Genomic DNA, 25572 nt, shown 5'->3' with positions numbered 1-25572 from the left:
TCCTGCCCGGATCAATGCTAGCAACTCGTCAAACCGCCGATATCACAGTCATCATACCAGCCGGTCCATTCAAAAGGGGCAATTGATCTTTTGCAAAGTTTGGAACCGGATGGCCGTGCTGTCAAGTGCCAGTTCCGGGGAAAATCGAGGCACCTTTAATAATAGGAAAATCGCAATCCGGTCAGTCCCAATAAGCTGATGACGCTAATCTCATTTGGAGGGGACACCGGCTTCCGTTATATTTGATGATCATACACTTGATGTCTATTTTCCCATTTTTATGAGAGCAACCCTAACCCGGGAAGAACTATTCTTGCTAAGAACCCCTGTCGGTAACCTTCCGGCTTCCAGAAAATTACGCAGGGGATGTGCGCAAATGGGATTTCGCACGCTGCAGGAGATCATGGAATTAGGCTGGGGGAAACTGATCCACCAACAGGGATTCACCTACAGGTGGATGAACGAACTTACGGCGTTGCTGGAGCAGTACCAGCTTCTCCACCTGTTACAGGCTAATCCATCGGCGGATTATCGTTGATCCAGCGCACTGCGTTCAGAAAGACCTCTTTGACCTTTTCTGCGGTCGCGTGCTTGGGATTATTATACTTATTCTTCACGCTCCCCGGGGAAAAGCCTTGCTGCCCGTCTGTTTCCACATGCTTGGCGACATAATCGAAATACACGACCTTTTTCCGGTGGACAAAGAAACCGATCTCGATCAGGACGCGAAAAAAGTAAATCACTTGTTCCATCGTGGCAGCAGCGTGCAGAAAGAAGGGCGTAAAAAGCATGTTCTCCCACTTCTTATAAGTGATCCGGGATTGAATACGGAGTTTCTTTTTGAGCGTCGCTGCCTCTTCTTCCAGGGCTTTGGCCAGAATATAGCCCAGAGATTCAGTTCCCTGTTCGTAGCCATAGTGAATGTTAATGGGAATGGAACGCAGGTCGCGCAGCTTTTCAGCCACCCGGACCAGTTCCTCCTGATAGAATTCCACCTCGGCATCATTGGTCTGCAGCATCCGGGTATAATAACAGATCACCGGGAAGTAATTGAAATTGAGGTGGACCAGTTCCGGGAAGAGCCGCGCCCGGAGTTGGTCACCGGAATAAGCCTGAACGAGGGCATGAAGCGACCGCACCCAATAGCGCTGGTAATCCAGCTCCCGGCTGTTATGCACCGGCCGGTAAACCGGGCTGGATAAAACATCAAGGTAATCTGCGATCAGCCGGAGAAGTGCGCGGTCCTCGCCGGCTTTGGTCAGTGCCCGGATAATTTTAAAAGCCATTTTTCTATTTTCCGCCATAAAGGATGCTTTCAGGGCCAGCGGTACCTTTAGCTGGTCATTAAAAGCAGCCCCATAAAGCTCCTGCAACGACCGGTAAATATGATTCAGGGCAGCAAGCAAGGCCTGTAAGACAAGGTGTTCCGGCTGGCTTTCTGGGGAATCCGGCAGGAGCGCATAATGCCGGTCGGAAACCTTACTGAGCTCGGTTTGAAGGTATTCGATATGCTCGGATCTCCGGCCTGGATCACCGTGGAAGCTATAGATCGTTTCCCGGATGATTTGAATGATATGGTCTTGTTCTGCGGAGAACAGCTCCTGCACATAGCCGGACCAGGCCGGATCAACCGACGCGGGTAAGTCGCCGAGCAGTCCGGCTGACAGGCGCTCCAGGGATTCCAGTGTTTTCATCGGCTCGTATGATCGGTGGTAGGTTACCCGGCGTGCCGCCGTGATCTGGCCGCATCGAAGGCCCACTGCAAGATCTGGCGGATCGTTCTGATGATCTCCGCCCGGTCTTTCGCCGAACGGATGTCGATCCCACATTGTGTGCTGTAGTTCGTCCGGGCATGTAACACAAGGTAATAAATGCCTGACACCAACAGGGCGGCGACTGCTTTAAAACTGATACCAGACCCTTCAAAATAGGGATCGGTCTGCTGGAAAAAATCCTTCGCCAGGAGTTCCCGTATCTTGCCAATATCATCCATGAGGGAGCATTTTTCGGTGATCTCCCAAAGAATGAGCTGCTGCATTTCTTCTTCCTGGAAGAAATAGTCGAACTGTTTTTCCAGGACAAAGACCAGCATCTCGATCAGCCCGCTTTTCTTTCGGATGCCTTCCAGCATGACCGTCATCTCTGCTTTAGAGGCCATCCAGTAATCTTTTTCGACGATGTACTTGGCGACAAGGGAGTCCAGGGTGCTGAAATACTTAAAGATCAGGCTGGTGGTCACCTCTGCCTCCCGGGCAATCGCGCGGGCGGACAAGCCTTTATAACCTTTCTTTTTTAAAATGACGCCTACGGCATCGATCAGTTTACGCTCCGTCAGCGGCCGGTTATTAGTCCTGCGGGAGGCGCGTTTATTTCCGGGTTGCATAGCTGCTTTATTTAATGTTCACTTCCTGATCTGTTGGGTAGGGCAATGCCGATCTGCTCGTCTACCCGGGCAAAGGCCTGTAAAGTCCGGTCCAGTTGTTCCCGGGTATGCGTGGCCATGACGCTCATCCTGATCCGGGCATCCTTCCGGGAAACGGCCGGGTAAATGATCGGATTAGTATAGATGCCCTGTTCCAGTAACAGCAGACCGGCTTCACCCGTTTTTTTCGGGTCACCGATCTTCACGGGGATGATCGCAGATTCGGTCGTGCCGATATCCATGCCGAGATCCAGTAAGCCCTGCCGGAAGTAACGGATGTTATCCCAGAGCCGATCCATCCACTGGGGCTCCTCATCCAGCAGGCGGATCGACTCCAGCACTGCGGCAATATCTGCGGGGGTGCCGGCGGCGGAAAAGAGATGCTGACGGGACTGGAACTTGAGCAGGCGGATTAGCGCCGGTTTGCCGATGACATAGCCACCGATACTGGCGAAGGTCTTGCTGAAAGTGCCGGTGATCAGGTCTACTTCGTCAAGTAGGTCATACAACTCCAGCACCCCCCGGCCCGTTTTGCCGATCACACCGATCCCATGCGCGTCATCAACGGCCAGGTAAGCACCGTACCGTTTCGTCAGCTTAAGAATTTGATCCAGCGGCGCCATATCACCGTCCTGGGAATACACGCCATCGATGACGACCATTTTGTTGCGATAGGCATGCTGTACATTTTTTAACACCTGCTCCAAACGGTCCAGGTCGTTATGCGGAAAGGTCTTGACATTGGTAAGCAGTCCGCCTTCCTGGACGCTGGCATGTACGCCCATGTCATAGATCGCGATATCCTCCTTTTTCAGCAGGCATTGGATGGTGGCGCTGTTGGAGGTATAACCGGTGGTATATAAAATAGAAGCTTCCTGATCGCGTTTAAAGAACCGGGCGATGGCTTCTTCTAGTTGCTGGTGAAAGCGGAAGTGTCCGCCGATGGCCGGAGACGCGCCCGAACCGGTGCCATATTGTTCGATCGCCGCCATGGCGGCTTGCCGGACCCGGGGATGTTGGGTAAATCCCAGATAGTCATTGGAGACCAGGCCGACAAGCGGCTGCGGGCTGGATTGACCGGGTAGCAGGACCTGAATTTCCGGGCCGCAGCCGGAGGTACAGACCATGCGGTAATTGAGGTGCCCGCGTTGATCCAGGAAGTTCAGGTAGTTGTTAAAGATCTCGGCCCTTGCATACATATTGTAGCCTTCAATGTTTTCAAAATCCTTGAAGCTGGCCTTGTCAAAGCTAATATTCATGGTATCAGATAAGTGTTTTAATGCTTACCCTTAAATTTAGGATACCAATTTTCAAAAAGTGGTCACTTTTGCCTATTATTTAATAAATACTTAACTTTTTGTTAATATTTAAAAACTTGGCAATTCAGGTAAAAGTTGCTGGCTCCTTCTCTGAAATAATCGAAATATATCTCTGTAATAAGGGATCTATTTTTCCAAACTTTCAAAAATCGACTACTTTTTCTTGACGGGTGTCTTTTTCTATTGCGAAAATGACACTTGACCACACGCCATGCAACCGCTTTTTTTGCACTACAACATGGATTTGAGCAGCTTTTCAAAATAAGATGATTTAAAAACTGTGCGTAATGGAATTTCAGACGTCAGATTTAGGGACCAAGGTTGTGAAACCGGTTGCTTTAGGAGTAGGCTATCCACACCGAACAGCATTGAAAACTTTACAAAGTCGACCAGGTGGCGGTCTGGTTTTGAGGCTGTTGATCGTTTGAAATAACCAAGAAACGGATTGGGCGCAGGCAAGAAATTCAGCGTTCATGGAAGCTGTGCCTCCAACATCAACGAGTGATAATAGCATGATGGGACCACCGATATCGATTCACCTTCCTGAAGCCGTCAAGGCCAACAGCAAACGGGTAAAATACAACCCGGGAATGGGTGCATATCCTGTACCGCATGCGATCTGCGAGCTGGTTCCGTATCCCGAAGCACCCATGGTGAGTCAGCAGTTCAGCCACGTCGGATTTTATATGCAGTTGCTGGAGATCAAAGCTGCAGCAGACATCCGCATCCGCTTTGATGTACTATACCCGGCAACCTTTCTGACGTTCGTGTTCAAGGGTACCATTGATTTTTATGACGAAGCAGGCCTTAAGGTTTCCCAAGCCACGGCCGGCACATTTTATCTTTCCTATAACGGAACGGTGACCTATGAGGCCAGGTTAAAAAAGGGACCGCATCAGTTGCTGATCGTTACGCTCTCAGAAAACGAGTTGTTGCCGGCCAGAGCAGACTTTCCTCGATTTGACGAATTGTTGAAACACCTGGCCGCCCGGCAAAAAGCACCGGTCATCCTGCCTTACTGTGCGATCGGGCAAACAATCCGGAATTACCTAGACCGGATGCTGCATTACACGGCCGATAATGCGATGGAAAGAGGCGCAGGTATTTTGGTTTTGCTGACGAAGTGCCTAGGATTTTATCACAGACTGCTGGCGAACAACCAGTACATTATTACCCCTTTGGAAGAAGCGGATGCCCGCAGGTTAATGGAATTCCTGCAAACGAATTATCACACCGAGTCGGTCAACCGGTTATCAGCAATAGCTGAGGCGCTGCAATTAACCGGTTGGCAGGTCAGAAAATTAGCCAAGAAGTATCTGGGCAAGCCGGTACACCGATTGGTGATCGAGCTTCGCATGAGCCAAGCCGCTACGCTTTTAAAAGATACCAACAAAAGTATCCGAAGTATTGCCTTAGCAGTAGGCTATGATAACGAAGCTTACTTCTCCACCGCCTTCACTAAATTTTACCAGATCAATCCATCTGTGTATCGCAAGAACCGCTAGACGAGGAAAAGTTAATCCCAGTCAATTTCAAGCGCAAAGCCATCAGTTTTTTGCGCGTCCTCATACCACCACCATTGATTCCCTCCGAAACTATAAAGGATCAAAGATCCGGCGACCGAACTTTACATCAGCATCTTTTTAAGGTCAGCGCTGTGCTTAGCAGGTCGGGTTGCGCTTTAAGATGATGGTCAAAAGAATGAGCGATGAGCAGGAAGGAAAAGCTACTGAAAGTAATTGCCGGCATCATAGCAGCGTTGTTTTTTTATGCGGCGATGAGCAAGCTGATTGATCTGGACAAATCACGGCAGGAAATGCGTAACCAGGTTTTCCCCACCGTGATCGCTGATCTCTTATGGTGGCTGGTACCCTTAACAGAGTTGCTACTGATGTGCTTATTACTCTACTTACCAAGCAGATTGAGAGCACTGTATGCTTCAGTTGCTTTACTAAGTGCTTTTACGATATATATCGCGATCACCATGACCGGGGTATTTGGCCGGGTTCCCTGCAGCTGTGGCGGGATCTTGTCCCATATGGGCTATGGTACGCATCTCTTATTTAATCTCGTTTTTATTGGTCTTGCCCTTTGGGGTGTTGCCATAGACAACGAATGGAAGGCAATGAACAGATGGTTACACCTCAACAAAGAAAGGAGTTTCAGGCAATTGAACGACCAGTCCTAGCAGGATGAGAGCTTGCCCTGCACTACAAAAAATCAAAATCGACCGTAGGATACAAGCTTCCGGGGTCTGTACGGTAAATCCATTCGTGCCATTCCGGTACGAATCCAAAACTAGAAATCATGCGTAAGTTTTTTAAGAACATCAACAAAATAGGCCTGGCAGGCCTTGTAGCAGTAGCTACCTTCACCCTGGCGTTCAAAGCACCGGCAAAAAGCCCAAAGGTGCTGCAACAGTATGCCAATACCAGTTCCAATGCAACGACACACTGGGTGTTAAATAACCGGGAGCAAGGCGGCGAATCCGGTAATTACAGCTGTTCGGAAGCCTCCAAAGCCTGTACTGCTTTTTTTGACAGCCAGCCGGCCGACGGCGTGGCGGCTCCCAACAGTCCGGACACGGAAATGGGACAGTACACGGTTATTCCTTAATCAACAAAGCCGGCCCCTGAAGAGGCCGGCTTTGTTTTATCTGATATTTTGTGCTATTCCACTGTTTCTGAGCTCATCGTCCGGTATGGGGAAGGCATATCTCGGGCTTCCGGGTAACAACGTATAGATTTTTCCGTTCGCGTTTCTCGTCAAAGTCTTGGCAAACCGGTTATCCTGGTTTAGCCGTTTCAGATCAGTCCATCTGGTATTCCGGAAGACCAGTTCCTTCCGGCGTTCGGTCAGTAGCTGCGTTAAAGCTTCTGCGGCATTTGATGCCGTCAGCGGCACAAATGTTCCCTTCTTCCAACGATTTTGCAACAAGAAATTCAGGTCGTTCATGGCGGCGGAACTATTGCCGGCCCGGGCGTAGCTTTCTGCCCGGATGAGGTAAACTTCATCCAGGGCCAGACCGGCAAACATGGCTGTTGTCCCGCTATAATTCCCCTTGAACTGGGTGATCGCGGGAGACTTCACCGTAAAGAAGATAGATTTTCTCAGGTCATTGGCCGCATAGGAACGGTACAAGGTACTGTCCACGCTGGTTAGCGTCGGGATAATAAAAAAGTTAACGTTGCTCAATGCGGTATAATACAATACTTCATCATTGCCATTGGGCAATGCCCGGGGTAAGGGCTTGGCTAAACTGGCGGTAAGCGTATTGTAATCGATCAGGTCTTTGCGGATATTCAGACAGGCGGAAGCATATTGCCCTGCCTGGTCATACAACTGCATGGTTTGATAGGTTCTGGCTAACAGGGCGAATGCGGCCTGCTGGGTCGGCCGGGTCTTATAATCACTTTGTTTGGGTAACAGATCGGCGGCAAGGCGCAGGTCTTGGGTGATCTGGTCATAAACCTGTTGCAGCGTCCCCCGGGTTGATGGCTGGTTGACGTCGGAGGAAAGACGAACAGGGATGCCCAGGGTCGCAGAAGCGGTAGCCGGGTCGTAGGGCATCGCAAACTGCTGCGCCAAATGGTAGAACGCCATCGACCTGATGAATAAGGCACTGCCTTTGATCATATTAAACTGGCTTTGGCTGGCCGGGTCCGGCTGATACTTAGCCAGGCCATCCAGGATAACATTCGCCGTGAATACCTGCTGGTAAGGTTTGTTCCAGTCATTCTGGGTTTGTCCCTGGTAGATATCGGGCTGCCACAGGTAGCTGTTGGCGATCACCACGCCTGCGCCGGAAAGACCGGCGTCCGTCGTGTAAATATCGTCCGTACCGGTCACGCTCAAATAGGGCGCCACATTTATATCCGCGTTATTATCTAACAGGGACTGGAAGTCGGTCAGGGTAGTTGGAACCGTCAGAGCCTGGTTGGGCTTTTTATCCAAAAACTCCTTCTGGCAGGCACTAATCCAACAGGTCAAGCCGGCTAATAGGTACAGGGTCATCTTTTTCATGGGATGCTATTTAATTTAAAAGTCGAGTTTAAAACCGGCTGCAATGGTTTTGGGCGGCGGACCGGTCTGGTAGTCGGGATCAACGCCAAAGGAGTTGGCTTTCCATAACAGGGCAAGGTTGTTGGCATACAGGTACAACTGTAAATGCCGGATGGCCAATTTTCTCAGGCGGATACCTGAAAGGTCGTAGCTGAAGTTGATATCCTGCAAACGGATATGGTCCGCTTTGCCGACCAGGGTTTCCGCGAGCGCATAAAAACCATCCCGGTTGTTATCGATCGCTGCCGGAAGCGAGGGGATCTGGGTATGGGATTCATCCCCCGGTTTTTGCCAGCGTAAGGCGTAATCCCCGCTTCCTCCCAGTCCACTCAGTACGGATGCATAGTTGACAGAAGATTTCCGGAAATAATAGCCTAAGCGAAAGCTGATATTGGCAGACAGCGAAAAGTTCCGGTAGGTGATTGTATTGCGGAATGCGCCGAAAGTAGTGGGCCTGGCTGATCCGTTGTAGACAATCGTGCCGGCGCTGGCATTGCTAAGGATGGCCGCGTAATCTTTACTGACCTGAGCATTTAAAATGCCCTGGGGGTCACCCGTCAAGGGGTCAAGTCCAGCCCATGGATAACTATAAATGGCGTACAATGGGTTGCCTTGAATGGGATAGCCGATCAGACCGATCGTTGACGCGTTCAGTTGAGCGGTTGCATATTCGGTTACCTGGTCTTTGACATAACTCAGCAGCAGGGTGGAGTTCCACTGGAGGACGCCGTTGGTATTCCGAGTATTGACCGTCAGATCTGCACCATGGGTTGTTGTATTGGCGTTGTTACCGGTAAAGCTGCTGATGCCGGTGGACGGCGCAAACGGTGTGGTGCCAATAAGATCTACGCCTTTTTTCCGGTAAACCTCGACCGTGCCGCTGATCCGGTCATTCCGGGTACTGAAGTCCAGGCCAAAGTTCGTGGTCCTGATCTGCTCCCACCGGAGTTCCGGATTGGGCGGGTTCACGATACGCTGGAAGGGCAGCAGTGTGGTCGGCGCTTTGGTCAGGGCATATTGGGCCGTAGTGAAAGCCGATAGCTTTTTGTCCACGTTTCCGCTTAAACCATAGGTTGCCCTGAACTTCAGGTAAGGTAACCAGCCCAGGTGATAAAAGCTTTCATGGCTGATGTTCCAGCCTGCACCTGCTGACCAAAGCGGAATGCCTTTTTGATTGGTATTGACCCCGAAGAGGTTGGACCGGTCAAACCGGACGCTGCCTGTCAGGGAATACCGCCGGTCATAAGTATAACCTGCATTGGCATACCAGGAAATATACCGGTCGGTGAGCTCTGTCTGGGTGTCTCTGTTCGGAACCTGCCCGGTCGCGCCCGGATTTTGGTAAAAGGGATAAAGATTGACGTAGTCCACCAACTGGCTGGTGGCATGGTCAGCATCATAGCCATATAAGCGATACGTATTGCCGGTCGTCTGAACCTCCTGCAACTCATAGCCGGCAATGGCATTGAGCTCATTTTTTTGCCAGCCTTTATTGAAATTGAGCTGTCCCCGGATATTGTGGCTGGTCAGAGAAGTTCGCCCTAAGTCCAGGATGCCACCCAAGGGAATGATCCTTTTGATACTCCCGTCCGCATTGACCTGTGAAAACTGGTTGATCAGGTTACGCGCGTAGTAGGTGTCCTGGGTTTGCAGATTCCTGCCGTCTGTGAGCCCTCTGCCATATTGATAGGACACCAGTGCATGGAGGGCGGGAATGATCCGGTAATCCGCGCTGGCATTGATCCGGTAATCGGTGACCCTGCTGGTTTGATCCGCCGCATAGAGTTCATTGACCGGGCTATATTGCCAGTCCAAAAGTCCGGAGGATGCGGCAGACCGGGCATAAGCCATCCGGTAATCATTAGCGACCGTCAGCGGGTTTCCCTCGCTGTCGGCTAGACGGGCATAGGGATAATAAGGCGTATTGGTGATCGCATTGTAGGAAGAATTGTAATTAGGGTTGTCGAGCTGGTTCCTGCTTTGCGTCAGCATGAATCCGGTACTGACCTGCAACCGGCTGTCGATCAAAGAATAGGTATTGGAGGCATTTAGCGTAAATCGGTCGTAAGTATTGCGGTTCAAATTAGCCAGGTCTTTGTCATAACCTGTCGATATATAGAACCGCTGTTTTTCTGAGCCCCCACTGAGGTTGAAGGCGTACTGCTGGTTGACGCTTTTGCGGTAAAAATACCGGTTCAGGTCATTGCGGACATCCTGCTGCTTTAGGGCTCCCAGTTGGGCATTCGCCTCAGCCGGTGATATTTTTCCGTCACGCTGCGCAATCAGTAACTCTACGGCAGGCGTGAGCGCCGTATGCGCTGCCGACTGTTCCGCGGCCTGGTAAAAGCCCTGGGCAAATAATTTTTGCTCGATATCAATAAAGTCTGCCGAGGACATTTGCGGCTGGTAAAAGAGATCCGGCTTGGCACCGATGGTCACGTTCGCATTGAGCGACACTTGTATGGGGCGGTTGAAGGCTCCTTTTTTGGTGGTGATGACAATGACCCCGTTGCCGGCGCGGGCACCCCAAATGGAAGCCGCAGCCGCATCTTTAAGCACGGTTACGCTTTCGACGTCGTTGGGATTGATGTCATTGAGGTCACCCTGGTACGGAAAATTATCCAGGATGATCAGGGGATCCACGTTCGCGTTAATGGTACTCTGGCCCCGTATCGTAATGGGCGTTTGGGCGTTCGTACTGGTTGCGCCGCGGTTAAAGATCAGACCGGAGGTCACGTCTTCCAGGCGGCTCAGCAAATCGGTACTGACCCTCCGGTTCAGCAGTTGCCGGTCGACCTGGGCAAATGACCCGGTAGAGCGTTCCTTCGGTAAGCGCTGGTAACCGGTGTTTATGACAACTTCATTCAACTGGTTAGCCGTGGGCTCCAATTGAATGACATGCCGAAAGCCAGGTGAGTGGTTAAGCTGGATGGTCTGCGTCCGGTACCCGATAAAGGAGATGGTTAGCGAGTCGGCTGCAGCTGGAAGCCTGAGCGCGAAGTTCCCGGACCGGTCGGTAACCGTACTTTGCGTTTGCGTACGTACCGTGGCTCCTGCGAGCGGCTCGCCGTTACTCCCGGATAAAACGGTCCCGGTGATGGCGGACTGCTGCGCGACGACGAACAGCGGGAAGCCAAAAACGAACAAGAGGAGTAATAGTCTTTTCATGAGTGTGTTGGTGAATAGATTAGGTTACAAAGCCTTGTCGTTGTCGCTGATGTGCAGCATTTCAATGGGCGCTTTTTTCAGAACGAATTTCAGATCATATTTTTCCAGGGCTTGATTAAGGGACTCTATACTGCCCAGGTTGGCGTCCAGGCTAAGATCCACTTTACCGGTATAGCCGGTGCCGTCCACTACCGGGTAGGGCGTATTGGAGAGGTAAAAGGAGTCCAGCTGTACGATCAAATAATCCAAGGTGGCGTTGCTCATCTGGAAGCCAAAGCGATCGACCTGGATATGGGGTTTGCTGCCGGTGGTTTTCAGCTTATCGGTAGCAGCAGTCCGGGTCAGTACCCAACAATCGCGGTCCAGCAGTTCCACCCGCGCTTTGTATTGCGGAAACAGCCGGCTGAGGTCTGACTGCATGATGGAAAAGATATCCGGGGCCAGCCGTGGCGGAACGATCAGTTCATAACAATAGCCATGACCCGCAAACAGCCATTGATGATAAGCGGCGCCGGTCTGGGAGGAATTCAAAGCCGTCGTATCCTGAACATCGAGCAAGATCTTATGATTGCCCAGCGTCCTGTACTGACCGGCATAGGCGTTACTGAACAAGGCCATCAGGGGCACGTTCCTGGTGGTGATCCGGCGGGATTTTCCCGGTTGATCAAGGTCATAATGATAGCCTGACCGTAATCCTTCTACGCACCCGGTCAGGGACGACCGGAAGATCAAAGTGGAATCAAACGCCGAGTTCTGGTGGGTGAATAAGGGCTTGGTGCGGTCATAGGGCAATAAGGCGACGTCCTGTTTTACCGGTGCTTTGATATCCTGATGCAACAGCAGGTTATTGATATTTTTCATATTCACCGCATTCTGATCGGTAATTGCCCGTACGATCCCATCAGGATCGATCCAAACAAAATGCGGCAAAGAGCTATGCGGAAAAAGGTTATTTAATGCTTTATCGCCAACCAGTTCTGGGATATCGTAAGTCCGGTGTTGCTGCCGGGTGAACTTGGCCATAAAAGCATTGACCTCGTTGGCGGACTGGTAGGTTACGGATAAGAACTGCAATTGGCCATCAAACCGCTTTTGCAAGCTGTCCATCCTGGGAATCATGGCGATGCAGGGACTGCACCAGGTCGCCCAAAAATCGAGGATCAGTAATTTGCCTTTAAAATCAGCAAGTTTGGCGGTACCGGCCGGATGACCGGTCCGATCCTTATAATGAATAAGCCCAGTAAGGGTAATGTCGGGCACAGGCTGCCCGATCCTTATGCCACGGCCCGCAGTACCAACGGCTTGGTTAACCTGTGCCCATACGCTAAAATTTAGGCAAAGCACAGCCAGTACGATGTATTTCGTTATTTTTTTCATGAGTGAAGAGCGCTTTGGTGAGTAAAAGAAGGATTAGCTTCAAAGCTTGAATGCCTCAAAAACGCAAAATTGAAAATTATGATTAGGTTTCAATTTTGCGGTTGCCATTTTCAAAGTAAATCACACCGGCGATTTTATAATCAGCTTAAATAATTGCTTTGGAGAAAGAATAAGAGCATCAAAAGTGTTAGGAATCTCTCTTTGATAAAGGGAACCTTCGCCGTAAAATTGACGTATATTTTGGGAATATTGATTTAAAGTAGTCTGACTTAATAATGAACTATCAATGAAGTACTTTAATACAAAGGTGTTTCCTCTGCGAAATTTATAAATGTAGTTCTTAGTTTTCATCGCCCGTATATTTAAACACGAGCCTTGCAGTAAATTTGGAGCTTTAATAATTGTGGGCTCTACTAACCGTGGTCACATAATAGTTTCTGAAGCCTTAAGTTAACACGGATTTACAGCAGAGCCCACAACTATTTAGACATGCAAATATAGCATATCATAGGCATAGCTGTGGGTATAATTCTGCTGTCCTGCGTTAACGGCTTCAGAATGTGACCGCAAGACTCTTAATTGATACCATATCTTAAATATGAATAGTTGGCAGCACCTATTCACATTAATCATAAACCAAACATAATCAAATTATTAAAGAAATGCAAAAATATTACATAAAGATGTATAAATACTAATTTGTGTCATTTAGTGCATGGCTGAAATTTTAATTTCTCTATTGCACAACCACATAATTAACATGGTTAGGTCCTATCGGTTGGAGCTGGACATTTCACAACAAGTATTATCAAAAAAAATCACAAAATATTCTGAAACTAACTTGGTGGGACTTATTGAAAGTAGTAAAACACCTACGACTTATAATGACAGTCATCTTAATATAATTGTAAAAGAGTTTAGTAAGATGGCATTGAGTCAGGGAAAAGAAAAAATTGATTACACAATTTTTGACCTCTATCCAAAAGTCGCGGTTCCCGAAAAAATGATTGTTAAAACAATAGATACAATACCGAAAAATATTCAGGCAACAGGAACGCTAAATCTCCTTATCGAAAATAACGACTCCTTCTTTAATGAATGGCACAATGTCAAAGAAATTACAGCTTATTGCAATCAGTATATGAAACGCGAATGGAAAACCACCGATTTCACTTCAGTGATTGTACGCGCTGAAACAAAGAAAAAACTCATGCGATCCGGCGAAAATGAAGCTCTTTATAAAAAATCTTAAGCTATTACTATCTTGCTGGCAATAAATCCAGATTTTAAATGGACATTCCTAACCTCAAACGACACAAGAAAAGTGACCACAAAATTAGTGTTACGGCCATAGACTTTTTCAAAACATATTTAGTGAGGGACAAACGGTTGGCGTTAGGCATTTCTGCCTGGGAGTTGTCCTTTATGTTCGGTAAGACTGATTTTCTTGTTCGTGATGCCGAGAATCCGTTAATAACCAGACGGTATAACATTGACGATACCAATTACCTACTATTGATATTTGACGAAAAGTTGCCGTCGGTAATGCCTCCCAAAACCGAACAAGATATTAATCATCTGGAAATTATTTCTTATTTTAATGAAATAAGAAATAACGTCTACGAAATCTTTATAAGGGACGCTAAAAAAGTTGATTATATATTTTTTAAAACTATTGAAGTTGAGAAAAAGTATCAGGAACTTCCTACTGATCTTATATTGTCGTCCTTTAATGAAGTAAAGGGTTATATAGATTCTTTATTAAAAGAAGACTATTTTGACGAACCCAAACGGGCACTTGATATTTTCAATAAGTGCAAAGAGCAATTGGGTGAAAGGTTTCATCCGCGTAATATGGTCAAGGTACTTAATTATTATACTAATAAGAAAAGTGGAATTGCCAAATTGAATAAAGATCAGAAAGACGATTTTGGAAGGACTATGTTTAAAAAGGTCTAAGGTTTAAAGCGTATCATTTACTAATCACCATGGTAACGAGGTAACTAATTTTATTACTGTTAAGTAGGCTTAAACTTTTAAAGTTTGATATACTTGTAGGTTCAGCATGTCTATTGAAATTCAATACTGACTGAAATTCCGTTACACGATGGCTCGTCTCTATACTATAGCACCAACAACACTTCTATTTTGAACAAAACGTCAATGTTTTCCTTAACATTTTCCAAACCTTGCCGTACACCCAGCGTAATGAATACCGCAAAAACATATATGACCTTACAGCAGGCATTAAACGGGCATTTCTGGGCAATAAATTACAGATCAACGCCTCAGCCGATGACATTCGGAAAAGCTTCGTCAGTAAAGGGAATTTGTATTCCCGAGACTTCACCCAGACCTATAACAACGATATGATCAAAGAAGATTGACCGTAAGCATGATCTACTCATTCGGAAAATCAAGGTAACCGGAAATAGAAAAGCAAGTGAACTTTGGTGATCCGTAACGAAATAATCAATGGAGCCATCCTGTTTCAATCACTTAGCCGTTTTGAAGCTTACCAAGTAATCTTCTATCGGATAGCCGTCGAGTGTCTTAAAGGATCTGCCCGTCAACACAAACTGGTAATCGAAATCTGGTCTTAGAGAAACCTGCAAGATGATGGCAGTGTTCTGATCGGTGTAGCCGATAAATTTCGTTACCGGATAATGCTCTTTACCGTTCTTGCCCAGATTGATCGAATACCCCCCCGCAAGCGGCTTATCGAAACTTATTTTTATTTCAGTAAGGCCGGCGCTCACATGCTCTTCCCCATTGCTGAACGGGCTGATAGAAACTACATGAGGTAGTTTGTCCCGGTAGCTGGCAACAATGCGATTAATATTGCCGGCGGTCCTTTCATAAAACCGTATGACCTCTGGCATGTAGCTTTCAAGCGTGGGGTAAGATTTCCTGTTTTGTTCGTAAGCATCCAGCAGATCGACCAGTTGCCCGAGCCAGACGAATCCAGCTGACCGTTCCAGCTGCAATTGCTTCTCTGCGACAGTTGTATCCGTATTGTGGCTTTTCAGGTATCTGATCACGGAAGCTCTTACCAATGACTCACTCAGCATGGTTTTCCAATCCCCATAAGCACGCTTCTTCATTTGACTGCTCACTGCCTGAAAGATCGTTTCGCCAGCGGGCCTCAACTGTTTTTGATGCGTCAGGGTCAAATAATTAATGAACGAGTGATTGAATTCGTGAATAAGTGTAGGTAAAAAGTTCGTTTCCTCAAAGAGGGGCTTACCATTCTCATCGAATTTCCAAACACCCATGATGGCATAAAGCTCTTCTTTACCTTTAGGGAAAATAACTTTGGGCCCGTAGTTGTTTCCGCCAAGTCCCAAACCGATGATGATGTTAAAAGTACCTTTAGGTACGGTGGCATAATACCGGGTAAACCAGCTTGCATCCAATTTATTGTAAATGCCCGAAAATCGCTGTATAGCTTCCTGATAAACGGATCGGTGCGACGTGAAAAATTGGTCACTGTGCGTATCGCTATAGAAGCTGCTAAACAGGCGGGCAAATTTCATCGACGTTGCAGCACTGCCCCAGCGCCGGTCAGGCACCGAATCATTGAAGGCTACCAGCGGTTTAAAACCAGGCGCAGGACCCAAGTGAACGGCCATGCCGACAACCGCGTCATAACCGATGCCGTTCGATTCTCTGATCTGCTGCATGAATTTGATCAGCGGATGCGCATTATATCGGTCGTAGAACTGGTGAATATCCGCTACATATTGCTTATTATAATCGTTAACATATTCTTCATAACCCGCTAATCGGGCTGCAATACTAATGAGCTCTACACGTTGGTCAACAACAGGGCTACGTAATCCGGCAGTAGGTTTAACTGGCTGTCCGTTAAGTTGAGAACAGAAAACTGTGAACACAGCTAACAAAGTAAAGAAATGCTTCATAGATAAGGATCAAGTTGTATAGACGTTGCTAATATATACAGTGTGACACGTATAAGCAATTTTGTGTTAAATGCCCTGTTAAGTGACTTTTTTAAGACGTAACTGATATTTCAAAGTTTAATTTTTTTTCAAATCATAGATGTCAGCTGTCAGGTAATTTTTTCCAGGTTGCCGCGATAGTTTTCGCCTACCGGGATGATCTCCTTACCCACATGAACGTTGTTTTTATCCGCTTGGCTGATCGCGGCGCGGTTCACCAGATAAGAGCGGTGAACCCGCAGAAAAGCGGGAGACGGCAATAGCCCGGCCAGGTATTTCATGGTCATGTGCGTCAGGTGGTTGCCAGTCCTCGTGCAGATCAAAATGTAATCTTTCACCGATTGTGCATACAGCAGATCAGCATGGAATATCTTGATCAGCCGGCCGGACACCTTGAAATAGGTATAGTCTTTCACATTAGCCGGTTCGGGAAGGTGCATTTTGTGCAGCTTGCGGATGCTCTTCTCAAATCTTTCGAAGGTGATGGGTTTGAGCAGATAGTCAAGGGCTTCCAATTCGAAACCCTTGACCGCATGTTCGGCGAAAGCAGTGGTGAAGATAACAGCAGGAGGTGCTTTCAGGGAACTGACAAAATCCAGGCCGTTGATACCGGGCATTTTGATATCGAGGAACATCAGGTCAACCTGCTGATCGTGCAGCACCTTAAAAGCATCAAGCGCATTGCCGCATTTGGCGACTAATTCCAATTGGGGTGTGCGGCTGATGAAACGCTCTAGTACCTCCAGCGCCAAAGGCTCGTCATCGACTAGAATACACCGGATCATATACCACTCAGGATTAAAGTCACTTCGTATAATGCAGGTGTCTCGTTGATGTGCAGCTGATACCTGTCAGGGTACAAAATATCCAGCCTTTTACGTGCATTCTGAATGCCGATCCCAGCTTCAGCTACTTTTTTTTCGGTCTTCGGAATACTATTACCTACCTGTAAGGTGAGATCCTGATCAGTTTGGCAGATCACGATATGGACAAACCCGTTTTGAGTTTCTTCCTCCAGTCCGTGCTTAAAGGCGTTTTCGATAAATGGCAGCAATAACAGCGGCTCTATGCGGTAATCCGGCCGGATGTCCTGGGTGTCGAACTGAATACTGGTATGCGCCTGGTAACGGATCTTTTCCACCTCCATATAATCGGATAAAAAAGTGAGTTCCCGGGATAAAGGAACGGTTGGCTGGTCGGCTTCATAAAGGATGTAACGCATCATTTCGCCAAGACGGGCTACCATGGGGGCGGTTTGCGTGGATTGCTTGAGCGCGAGCGCATAGATATTATTGATCGTATTGAAAAAGAAATGCGGGTGAAGCTGGGCCTTCAGGTAATTGAGTTCCGAAAGCAGTTGCTGTTCTTTCAGCGCTTTCATGTCCTGATCCTGCGTGAATGACCTGACCAAGAAAGCCAGCCCGGTCAATGGAAAAATAGTTGAGATCAGTGGGTAATTGAAAGTAAATAAGATCCTTGGACTAAGCATTTCCTTAAGTGCGCGCTTACGGAATTCGGGCGATATAGAATCGCTGTGGATCAGGATCCAGTTCGTTATATATTTATCAACGAAACGGGTAAGTATTACAAAAGCCAGGCTGGTTAAAATTACGCCGATGAGGCTACGCCGGAATACATACCCCTTCAGAAATCCCCAGTAATAGATGCTGTAACAGAGCAGCGCTACCGATTCGGTCACCAACCTGTAGCCAAAATCCTTGCTGAATTTGGCAATATCATGTTCTTCATAAGCGCTGTATTCCAGATCACTGATCAGCGAGATAGCGAAAGAAATGAAAAGAATGAAGCCAAGTTCCATCCAGAAATATTTCCGGTTTATTCTAAAATGGATCGCCTTCATGATGCAAAATAGAGATTATTAGCCAGGCCGGAGATGAACGTTGCGGCTTTTTCGACTAAGCCCTGCTTTTTTTCGACTAAATTGCCGGGTACAAGCCCCGTCGAAAATATCAGCTGCTTGGTCTAATTCTACAAAATGCTATCTTTCTGTAAGGTAATTTTGGAATAAATTATTTAACCGCATCATGAAATATCTATTCCTTCTTCTAGCCGCCTGTATCTTGTCAGCCTTTGCGTTTATCCCAACTGCCCCCGGTTACCGGATCGACGGTACGGTAACCGGGATACCGGACAATACGTGGCTTTACCTGCGGACAGCCACCCCTGATAAAGAGATTGATTCCTGCCGTGTCAATGGCGGAAAATTCAGCATGTCCGGTCAGATCACTGAAAAAGCGGTCCCGGTATACCTGCATACGGCAAAGTATACCAACTATGTGCATTTTTGGCTGGAAAATACCATTATTAATATAACCGTTAAGGCCGGTGAATTCAAAAAGGGTTTGATCAGCGGCTCGGCTACGGAAGATGAGGACAGGCGGCTTGACCAGTTGCGCAAACCCCATAGCATGGCAGCTGACAGTCTGGAGCAGATATTAGATAAGACAAAAGACAGCACGGAACGCAGAAGCCTGTTAATAAACATCAGGGCAGCTAATGACAAAGGCAAAGAAGTGGAGAAAGAATGGGTCAGAAAGCATCCGAATTCTCTGGTAGCAGCCAACATTCTGAATATTTATGCAACCGGTTGGGGAAAGGAAACAACGCAAGCACTCTATCAGCAGTTGAGTCTCGAAATGAAGGCTACCCGCTACGGCCGCGAGATCAGCGATTATCTGTCATTGAATAAAAATCTAAAAGTGGGCGATCACTATGCCGACTTTGAACAAGTGAACACGGCAGGAAAAGTGGTCAGGCTATCACAGATCAGAGGCAAATACATTTTGCTGGATTTCTGGGCTTCTTGGTGCGGTCCTTGCCGGGAAGAAAACCCTCAGCTTGCGCAGACTTATGCCCGCTTCAAAGACAAGGGCTTTGCGATCTTGGGTGTGTCCATGGATGAAAATAAAAGCCAGTGGCTGCAGGCCGTAAAGAAAGATCAGCTTACCTGGGAAAATGTGAGCGATCTGCGTGGCGATAAAAACAAAGCCACCCTGATGTATGGCGTTTCAGCCATTCCCAACAACTTCTTAATCGATCAAAATGGAATTATTATTGCCAAAAATTTGCGGGGAAGGGCATTGGATACACAGCTGGAAAAGCTGCTACCTTAAGGTTATATTAATAGACCTATGTAACGATCTTATTGTTTTTTTAATCATTTACTTGCTGATTTTGTCTCATCACCATCTTCCTCAGTATTTTGTTTTAAAGATTTAACATACTTCTCATCATTGTTATTTTCGGCTCCTTCATCTGATCATTGTCTGGAAAACATACGAGTTTACCGCAATCAAAACGATTGGACTTGGCCGTTGGATTCACTATGGTTAGCCTCAGGTCTAATCTGTTGGTCTGGTTCTTGAACATTAGAAGATGCAGAGCCTTGGTCAACAGCCTCTAATGCTTTATTCTTTTCGTTTACAGCAGTAAGTTCTTCCAGCAACAAGCGCTTAATATCATCTTTGATCCTAATATAGTTATCTTGAATCAAATCTGAGGTAACATCCTGAATAACGGGAATCGGTTGATACGCCTCTTCTTCTCGTTTAATAGCCTCATGGTCGTTTTGTATCTCATTGTGAAATACTTTAAGTGCAATCTTATTTTCAGGATCGTCAGCAACCATACCAACGAACTGGCCGGAAGACAACCCGGAAATTTTAGAAGCTGGGATAGCGTATTCTAATTGTAAAGATTTACTGGTGGAAGTATCATCGCTGTTGATAGATAGACTGGTGCGATCCTGCATGATCTTGCCGAAACGTTCTGAAAGCTGTTTGGCTGTATCACCAGTAACCTGGCCGCTGATAACATTACCTACGATATTCATAATGACTTCTGCCTGTTCCCGCCCATAATCTTTTTTCAATTGGCTGTAATCCTGCACCGCCAATGTGGTTGCTACTTTGTTGGATCGTGCAGTCGCAATCAGGCTATCCATATTGTTAAAATAGATGGTAGGAAATTCATCAAAGATCAGGCTGCATTTCTGCTGGTTCTTTCGGTTAACCAGCTTAATGACCCTGGAAATGTATAAGGAGAGTACTGCCCCGTATACTTGAAGCCTTTGCGGATTATTGCCCATGCTTACAATCTTAGGCTCATCAGGATTGTTGACATCTAAGGTGAAGTCATTGCCTGACAACACATAATATAATTGAGGCGAGGCTAACCTTGCCAAACCGATCTTGGCTGATGCGATCTGACCCTCCAGTTGTTCTTTTGCGTTATTCCGGAATGCCGACACAAAAGGATTGATGAGCACCTTGATTTCTTCCTGTTCCTGCAATACGCCAAACAGCGGATCATAGTCGGCCTGCATAAGCTCAATGACATGGGGCAAGGTACAGTACCGCCCATTTTTATATCTGCGCAAATACCAGATAACAGCCGTCAAGAAGTTAATAGGAGACTCGACAAAAAAGTCGCCCTGCTTTTTGATCCAGTCCCGATTCAGCCCTAACATAATGGTCCGGGCAGCTTCTGTCGCATCGGTGATATCTTCCATGCTGTGCGGGTCCAATGGATTGCAGCGGTGGGTACGTGACAGGTCATCGAAGTTGATCACATAAAACTTAGGCCGGATTTTGTAAGCATCGGTATTATTCAGTAAGGTGTTGTAAGCAATCTTCGTTAGGTCATCATACTTGAAATCATATAAAAAAAGCGTAAACCCTTTTCTAATATGCTGAGTAATAATGTGCCGGATAACGAAATAGGACTTGCCGGCACCAGGAGTACCGATGACCAGTAGTCCGCGAAACGGATTGATAAAATTGATCCAGCTTTTGCGGAGTTGTTTCTTTAATTGGTAAGTGGCGGGCAGGTTGATGGAATACTCGTTTTGCAACAATCTTTCCTCTTGTGGGAAGGTCTCATTCTCGGTATTGAAGATATCATTTTGAAGTCCAACTTTGATTAATCGTGATAAAAGGGTGCCGCCGGTTAGGATCAGCAGATATCCGGTTGTGGAAATACCGATATATAAAATCGCGACGACTGTTGCCGGCGCAGTTAAATAAAAAGATAGGGTACTTAACAAATACAGCAGTAAACCGCTGGTCAGTAAACCGGTAATTGTCCGTTTATCAATCCGCTCTTCCTTCTTGCCTTTGGCTCCAATCAGCGAAACCAGTAACATCAATAACGCCGCTAGCTTAGGCTTCCATAGGTTATTAAACAACCCTGTTCTGGCAATATTAGTCACGATGCGCGTTGTTATGGTTGCTGTCCAATGCCATTGCTGAAAAGCAGCAAAGCAGGCAATATAAAAGTGGATGGCTAGAATGAATATGCTGATCAAGCGGGTAAAGTCGATGATCTTGCGTAATCCTTGTGTATCTTCTCCGGTTTGCATATGCCCTCCTTTGTGAATAATAAAATTTGTTATCGGCCGAGACTTCGCTTTTTCTTTTTCTTACGTGGCGCGAGCGGAGCGCCATCACCTTTGTTATTACCCATTAAGGTCATTAGTTGCCGTTCAAAAGCGTCCGGTTGGAGATACTTTGTCTCTGGCTCCTCATCCTTGATAGTAAGATAATTGGATTTAGAAGTCTGTCCAATAAAGTTGTTATTTGCAAATCCTAAAGGTTGGTCCATGTCGCCGAACCGTTGCATTAAACCACCTGCACTATAGGGTTTTCCCAAATCGCTACCTTTGAATACGGTTTTATTGGTATGATCAATGAAGGTCAAACCATAGGTCAGTCCTTGATCATTCTGCCTAAATGAGGCTAGGATGTTCTGCTTTCGCAGTTCAGCAATAAAAGTGGCTTTTGTGATACTGTTAAAGTTTAAAAAGACCTTTTCTATTGCTGCTTTGAGACCCTCCCGGTAAGGCTTGCGTTTTTCTATATTGTGCTCAAAATTTTGTTCAAGGTTCATTAAAGTCGGTTTGCTGTAAAAGGCACTGGCCTTGATAGGCACACCAACTTTGTTTCCCCCACTATCCAATAGGGAATAAACCAAGCCCTTTTTCTGGTACATCATCGAGTCTTCTTTGCCACGGTCGGCAACAATATTGAACTGCCTGAGTACGGCGTTGAACTCGGCTAAAGATGTATACTTGTACTGACTCATAACTGCCCCAACGACATTACTTATTGCCCGCTTGGTTGGAAGACGACCGTAGGTGGCCTTTTCTATATCAGTAGATTTTATGGCAGGTTGCTGCTTGAATGTTTTGCTCTCGGCTGGGATAAGATTAAACTCTTTCTCAATCTCTTTCCGGGCGGGCTCCGATATTAAGAGCCCAATGTTGTGCAATGGGATTCGCTTACCACCAGGCTGAATATTAGTCGTGACGATGTGCATGTGATTGTGTGCCGCATCCGCATGCCGGTAGACGAGGAAAGGCTGCTCACCAAATCCGATCTTATCCATGTAGGTATTAGCAATAGCCTGCATGGTGCCAATATCCAGTTTTTCACTCGAGTCAAAATTCAAGGAGATGTGCAAAGCATTGGTTTTTACTTTCACATTTGTCATCGTCAAATTTTCAAAACGTATGAGTTTATTATCGAAGCTCATCCTGTCAATCTCGCCGGCAAAACCGCTGGCCATAATGAGCTGTGCCTGGCCTGCAGTAACTTTGCTCTCATTATAATGTAAGACTCCGCGTATCTGCTTTCCGCTCACGATTTTTGCAACCATTTTTCTGCCAGTTGGGCGACGATCTCAAGTAAGCCGTCTACTTTCTTTCCTACAATTTCATAGCGTTCAGCAACTTTAAGCGCATAGAAACTTTTGGCGCTTTCGTTACGGCTACTATGAAATGCTTTAGTGATTTGGTTGATATTTACACCTATGGCTTTAAGTTCTTTCCGGACTAGCGCAAGCTCCTCCATCACACTGTTAAGCGAGGCATCGACATGAAAAACCTTGATCTGTTCGTTGGATAAAATCTTGCGGCTGACCTCACCGATACTGTGGCAATCACCTTTTTCGATTAACTTTTCCAACCGTTGATAAACGGACGGCGTTACCCTTGTTCTAACCGGATGAGTGAAACGTTCTTCTTTTTTTAAGTTGATTGCTGCTTCCATAGAGAAATATTTAAAGACTCATAAAAGGGGTGAGTTCCGAACCCCGGTAAGCCACTGCGGCAGGCAGCAAAGATCCGTTTGTGGACAAACGTACATCTTTGCTGCAATCTGGCGATTGCCAACAGCGCTTTGCCCCGGCATTCGCGGAACTGATTTCTTGTATTTTGATTAGACTTTTAAATCGAACCTCTTGGGGCTTGGCTTACTTGATTTTCAGTAGTATTCTAATGAGCATAGTGGATAGGGCCAAGAGCTGACTGTTTGCCAAGATTACTTCTTGGTTCTCCAAACAGGGGCTGAACTATTTGCAGAAATCTTCTATTGATGAAAGTGTTGTGAATCATGATACATTGCATTTAATGGATCAAAGGTGTCATGATTTTTATATAGGGAATAATAGTTTTAATTAGTTCAGAATGTTTCAACTCAATCTATTGATTGACAATGCCTATATTGTAAGGGTAGTCAAAGCTTAAAATCTTAGCTGGTCAATTTTCATCGGAATGGCTGACTTTTAGAATCAAATTGCTTTCTATATTTAACAGAATCCTAAGCTTAACCAATTAAGACGTAATTGATAGATAATAAATAGTTATCTATTGTTGGTCGTTAAACACCAGTAGCATGTGCTAAACAATAGAGCTTATTAACGTAAATTTTTCTTCGAAAATCGGTTAACCTCATTTGAGTTGACCAGTATCGGATTCGGTGACAAGTTTGGGTTCAGGAAGGTTGGTTCGGCAGTATTGTCTTATTTGCTACAATGCTAAAGCGAGAATCCTGTTTGCATTTGTGGACGACTGTAATTCAAGATCACAAATTTGTTTATCTTGCAATCTCCCATAAACCTTAAAATGAAAGTTATTGAGCAGGCACGTTTCCCCGGATCGCATATCGTCACTGTGCGAACGCAGATACAATATATTCTATTGACCCCTGAATTTGATTTTGGGCCTAATCAATTCTTCGCGCATGCTTTTTCCTTACTGAGAGAAGTTCCCAAAAATCTCCTTCAACTTAGGGACACCAACCGGCGGAAATAGATAATCAGAAAATAGCAGAAATATTGTCGAAGATCATGTTCTTTAAGTTGAGTATCAGTGCATATGATGAACTCAAAACTTACCCTGCTTCCATTAACCCCAATGTAACATTTGAGTTTGATGGTTTGAATAACGAGTGGCTGTCATATACCACCATTGGCCGCGCTGATTTGATCAATTTTGAGAATTGGACAGCAGCACATTAAAGGGAGCATTTTGAAGAATCACATATTTAAGGATGTTGAAATAATGCGCTATTATCTTGATACAAATGTTGTCTACAACATCAAAAGAATTCCTGACGAAAAATTGACTAGTTCTCTCATTTCAATACTGACGCTTATTGAATTGGTTTCCGGAATTCAGGATCCAAAATCATATCAACGTCGGAAGTCAATTGTAAGCCAGATTTTTGTGCGTAAAATGATTATTGACTGGGGAATGCCGGAAGAAATCATTTTTGACAGTTTTGACATTTTTGAAGACTATGAGTTCAAGGATGACCGGAGGCAATGGTTGATGAATCTCCTAATTGCTTTGAAGGATTCTGAAAACTACGTGGAATATTGCGCCTCGGCTGCTTATGTTAACGTGTATGGCCACGCTTATTTTAAAGCTATCGACGATGAAATGAACATGATGTTTGTCTTACGAAGTATGATGGGCAATGCTTTTATCAAAGACAGTTTAAATGCGAACCCAGAGTCCAATTCGATGACAGTTGATGGCGTAAAATACAAACTTAATACCCTTAAGGAATTGAAAGCTTTTTTTGACAGATTTCCCGAGAGGAACCATGCTGTCACCATCAATGCATTAGCTGCTATGATGGCAAAAAAGGTTCCAGAAAAAGTTTTTCCCGTAGAAGATATTTTTGAAACCTATAACGGATTGATCAACCCTTATGTAAGTGCGATGTCCCAATATAGTATTATAAAAGTTTGTAATCACGATCTTCCGGCTAAGAACGACTTTTCAGATTTAACGCATTTACTTTACTTTAAAGATTTTGGCGGAAGAAAGTTGGTCAGCGACGACCGCATCTTTAAAATGCTATTGGGTGATAATGTGATTAGCTTTGCCGAGTTTTTAGCTTAAGTTATCAGTCTGCTCCCCTGACTATGTCACGATAATTAAAGTAATTTTAGCCGC

At 46.1% G+C, this 25572-nt stretch carries 22 protein-coding genes; 10 read left to right on the top strand and 12 right to left on the bottom strand.

The annotated features are described in order from the left end of the window. The first annotated feature begins 280 nt into the window (after positions 1-280). A complete protein-coding gene (locus ABDD95_RS20265; RefSeq protein ID WP_345949175.1) occupies positions 281-538 on the top strand; it encodes a hypothetical protein in 258 nt (85 codons plus the stop codon). On the opposite strand, the gene ABDD95_RS20260 is transcribed toward ABDD95_RS20265, so the two are convergent. From ABDD95_RS20260 to ABDD95_RS20250, 3 genes are read right to left on the bottom strand one after another with little or no spacing between them, the layout of a single operon-like run. After that, entirely contained in the window at positions 513-1694 is a 1182-nt protein-coding gene (locus ABDD95_RS20260; RefSeq protein ID WP_345949174.1) for a hypothetical protein, read from the bottom strand. The two genes, ABDD95_RS20265 and ABDD95_RS20260, sit on opposite strands and share 26 nt — an antisense overlap. Positions 1695-1717: 23 nt before the next feature. Continuing rightward, complete coding sequence (locus ABDD95_RS20255; RefSeq protein WP_345949173.1) at positions 1718-2383, bottom strand: TetR/AcrR family transcriptional regulator; 666 nt, start codon at positions 2381-2383, stop codon at positions 1718-1720. A gap of 11 nt (positions 2384-2394) precedes the next feature. Further along, positions 2395-3681, bottom strand: coding sequence for an aminotransferase class I/II-fold pyridoxal phosphate-dependent enzyme (locus ABDD95_RS20250; RefSeq protein ID WP_345949172.1), 1287 nt, complete (start codon positions 3679-3681; stop codon positions 2395-2397). 533 nt (positions 3682-4214) lie between these two features. Between ABDD95_RS20250 and ABDD95_RS20245 the strand changes: the two genes are divergently transcribed. The 3 genes from ABDD95_RS20245 to ABDD95_RS20235 all read left to right on the top strand — a co-directional run bounded on the left by ABDD95_RS20245 (position 4215) and on the right by ABDD95_RS20235 (position 6357). Continuing rightward, entirely contained in the window at positions 4215-5246 is a 1032-nt protein-coding gene (locus ABDD95_RS20245; protein WP_345949171.1) for a helix-turn-helix transcriptional regulator, read from the top strand. 203 nt (positions 5247-5449) lie between these two features. Next, positions 5450-5929: a MauE/DoxX family redox-associated membrane protein gene (locus ABDD95_RS20240; protein ID WP_345949170.1), complete on the top strand. Its 480-nt coding sequence runs from the start codon at positions 5450-5452 to the stop codon at positions 5927-5929. Between the two features lie 119 nt (positions 5930-6048). Next, positions 6049-6357 carry a hypothetical protein gene (locus ABDD95_RS20235; protein ID WP_345949169.1) on the top strand — a complete coding sequence of 103 codons (309 nt, stop codon included), beginning with the start codon at positions 6049-6051 and terminating at the stop codon, positions 6355-6357. A 36-nt stretch (positions 6358-6393) separates the two neighbouring features. Here ABDD95_RS20235 and ABDD95_RS20230 read toward each other — a convergent pair whose 3' ends face one another. Genes ABDD95_RS20230 through ABDD95_RS20220 form a run of 3 tightly spaced genes read right to left on the bottom strand, consistent with a single transcriptional unit; the run spans position 6394 to position 12348 of the window. After that, positions 6394-7764, bottom strand: coding sequence for a RagB/SusD family nutrient uptake outer membrane protein (locus ABDD95_RS20230; protein WP_345949168.1), 1371 nt, complete (start codon positions 7762-7764; stop codon positions 6394-6396). 15 nt (positions 7765-7779) lie between these two features. Then, complete coding sequence (locus ABDD95_RS20225; RefSeq protein WP_345949167.1) at positions 7780-10971, bottom strand: SusC/RagA family TonB-linked outer membrane protein; 3192 nt, start codon at positions 10969-10971, stop codon at positions 7780-7782. 24 nt (positions 10972-10995) lie between these two features. Beyond that, positions 10996-12348, bottom strand: a complete 1353-nt coding sequence (locus ABDD95_RS20220; protein WP_345949166.1) for a TlpA disulfide reductase family protein — start codon at positions 12346-12348, stop codon at positions 10996-10998. 715 nt (positions 12349-13063) lie between these two features. Between ABDD95_RS20220 and ABDD95_RS20215 the strand changes: the two genes are divergently transcribed. The 3 genes from ABDD95_RS20215 (at position 13064) to ABDD95_RS20205 (ending at position 14735) form a co-directional block, all read left to right on the top strand. Further along, positions 13064-13600: a hypothetical protein gene (locus ABDD95_RS20215; RefSeq protein ID WP_345949165.1), complete on the top strand. Its 537-nt coding sequence runs from the start codon at positions 13064-13066 to the stop codon at positions 13598-13600. A 122-nt stretch (positions 13601-13722) separates the two neighbouring features. Beyond that, positions 13723-14307: a hypothetical protein gene (locus tag ABDD95_RS20210; protein WP_345949164.1), complete on the top strand. Its 585-nt coding sequence runs from the start codon at positions 13723-13725 to the stop codon at positions 14305-14307. A 230-nt stretch (positions 14308-14537) separates the two neighbouring features. Then, the gene (locus tag ABDD95_RS20205) at positions 14538-14735 is read left to right on the top strand and encodes an outer membrane beta-barrel protein (protein ID WP_345949163.1); all 198 of its coding nucleotides are present in this window, start codon (positions 14538-14540) and stop codon (positions 14733-14735) included. A gap of 108 nt (positions 14736-14843) precedes the next feature. Here the strand turns inward: ABDD95_RS20205 and ABDD95_RS20200 are convergent, their stop codons facing one another. The 3 genes from ABDD95_RS20200 to ABDD95_RS20190 all read right to left on the bottom strand — a co-directional run bounded on the left by ABDD95_RS20200 (position 14844) and on the right by ABDD95_RS20190 (position 18171). Then, positions 14844-16271, bottom strand: a complete 1428-nt coding sequence (locus ABDD95_RS20200) for a DUF4932 domain-containing protein (protein ID WP_345949162.1) — start codon at positions 16269-16271, stop codon at positions 14844-14846. Positions 16272-16420: 149 nt separating this feature from the next. Then, positions 16421-17095 (bottom strand): LytTR family DNA-binding domain-containing protein, encoded by a 675-nt coding sequence (locus tag ABDD95_RS20195; protein WP_345949161.1) that lies wholly within the window; start codon positions 17093-17095, stop codon positions 16421-16423. After that, positions 17092-18171: a histidine kinase gene (locus ABDD95_RS20190; RefSeq protein ID WP_345949160.1), complete on the bottom strand. Its 1080-nt coding sequence runs from the start codon at positions 18169-18171 to the stop codon at positions 17092-17094. The genes ABDD95_RS20195 and ABDD95_RS20190 overlap by 4 nt, the downstream gene beginning before the upstream one ends. A 184-nt stretch (positions 18172-18355) precedes the next feature. Between ABDD95_RS20190 and ABDD95_RS20185 the strand changes: the two genes are divergently transcribed. Next, on the top strand, positions 18356-19444 hold the full coding sequence (locus ABDD95_RS20185; RefSeq protein ID WP_345949159.1) for a TlpA disulfide reductase family protein: 1089 nt from the start codon (positions 18356-18358) through the stop codon (positions 19442-19444). A gap of 179 nt (positions 19445-19623) precedes the next feature. Here the strand turns inward: ABDD95_RS20185 and mobC (ABDD95_RS20180) are convergent, their stop codons facing one another. Genes mobC (ABDD95_RS20180) through mobC (ABDD95_RS20170) form a run of 3 tightly spaced genes read right to left on the bottom strand, consistent with a single transcriptional unit; the run spans position 19624 to position 23377 of the window. Then, complete coding sequence (mobC, locus tag ABDD95_RS20180) at positions 19624-21690, bottom strand: conjugal transfer protein MobC (protein ID WP_345949158.1); 2067 nt, start codon at positions 21688-21690, stop codon at positions 19624-19626. A 29-nt stretch (positions 21691-21719) separates the two neighbouring features. Next, positions 21720-22985 carry a relaxase/mobilization nuclease domain-containing protein gene (locus ABDD95_RS20175; RefSeq protein WP_345949157.1) on the bottom strand — a complete coding sequence of 422 codons (1266 nt, stop codon included), beginning with the start codon at positions 22983-22985 and terminating at the stop codon, positions 21720-21722. After that, positions 22967-23377, bottom strand: coding sequence for a plasmid mobilization relaxosome protein MobC (gene mobC, locus ABDD95_RS20170; RefSeq protein ID WP_345949156.1), 411 nt, complete (start codon positions 23375-23377; stop codon positions 22967-22969). Before mobC (ABDD95_RS20170) ends, ABDD95_RS20175 begins: the two co-directional genes overlap by 19 nt. A 1066-nt stretch (positions 23378-24443) precedes the next feature. Between mobC (ABDD95_RS20170) and ABDD95_RS20165 the strand changes: the two genes are divergently transcribed. Together ABDD95_RS20165 and ABDD95_RS20160 are read left to right on the top strand one after the other, a co-directional pair. After that, the gene (locus ABDD95_RS20165; protein ID WP_345949155.1) at positions 24444-24626 is read left to right on the top strand and encodes a hypothetical protein; all 183 of its coding nucleotides are present in this window, start codon (positions 24444-24446) and stop codon (positions 24624-24626) included. A gap of 10 nt (positions 24627-24636) precedes the next feature. Then, positions 24637-25518 carry a hypothetical protein gene (locus tag ABDD95_RS20160; RefSeq protein ID WP_345949154.1) on the top strand — a complete coding sequence of 294 codons (882 nt, stop codon included), beginning with the start codon at positions 24637-24639 and terminating at the stop codon, positions 25516-25518. The last annotated feature ends 54 nt before the right edge of the window (positions 25519-25572 follow it).

The organism is Mucilaginibacter sp. PAMB04274, from assembly GCF_039634385.2.
GTDB lineage: Bacteria > Bacteroidota > Bacteroidia > Sphingobacteriales > Sphingobacteriaceae > Mucilaginibacter.
This window is presented reverse-complemented; position numbering and strand designations above follow the sequence as displayed.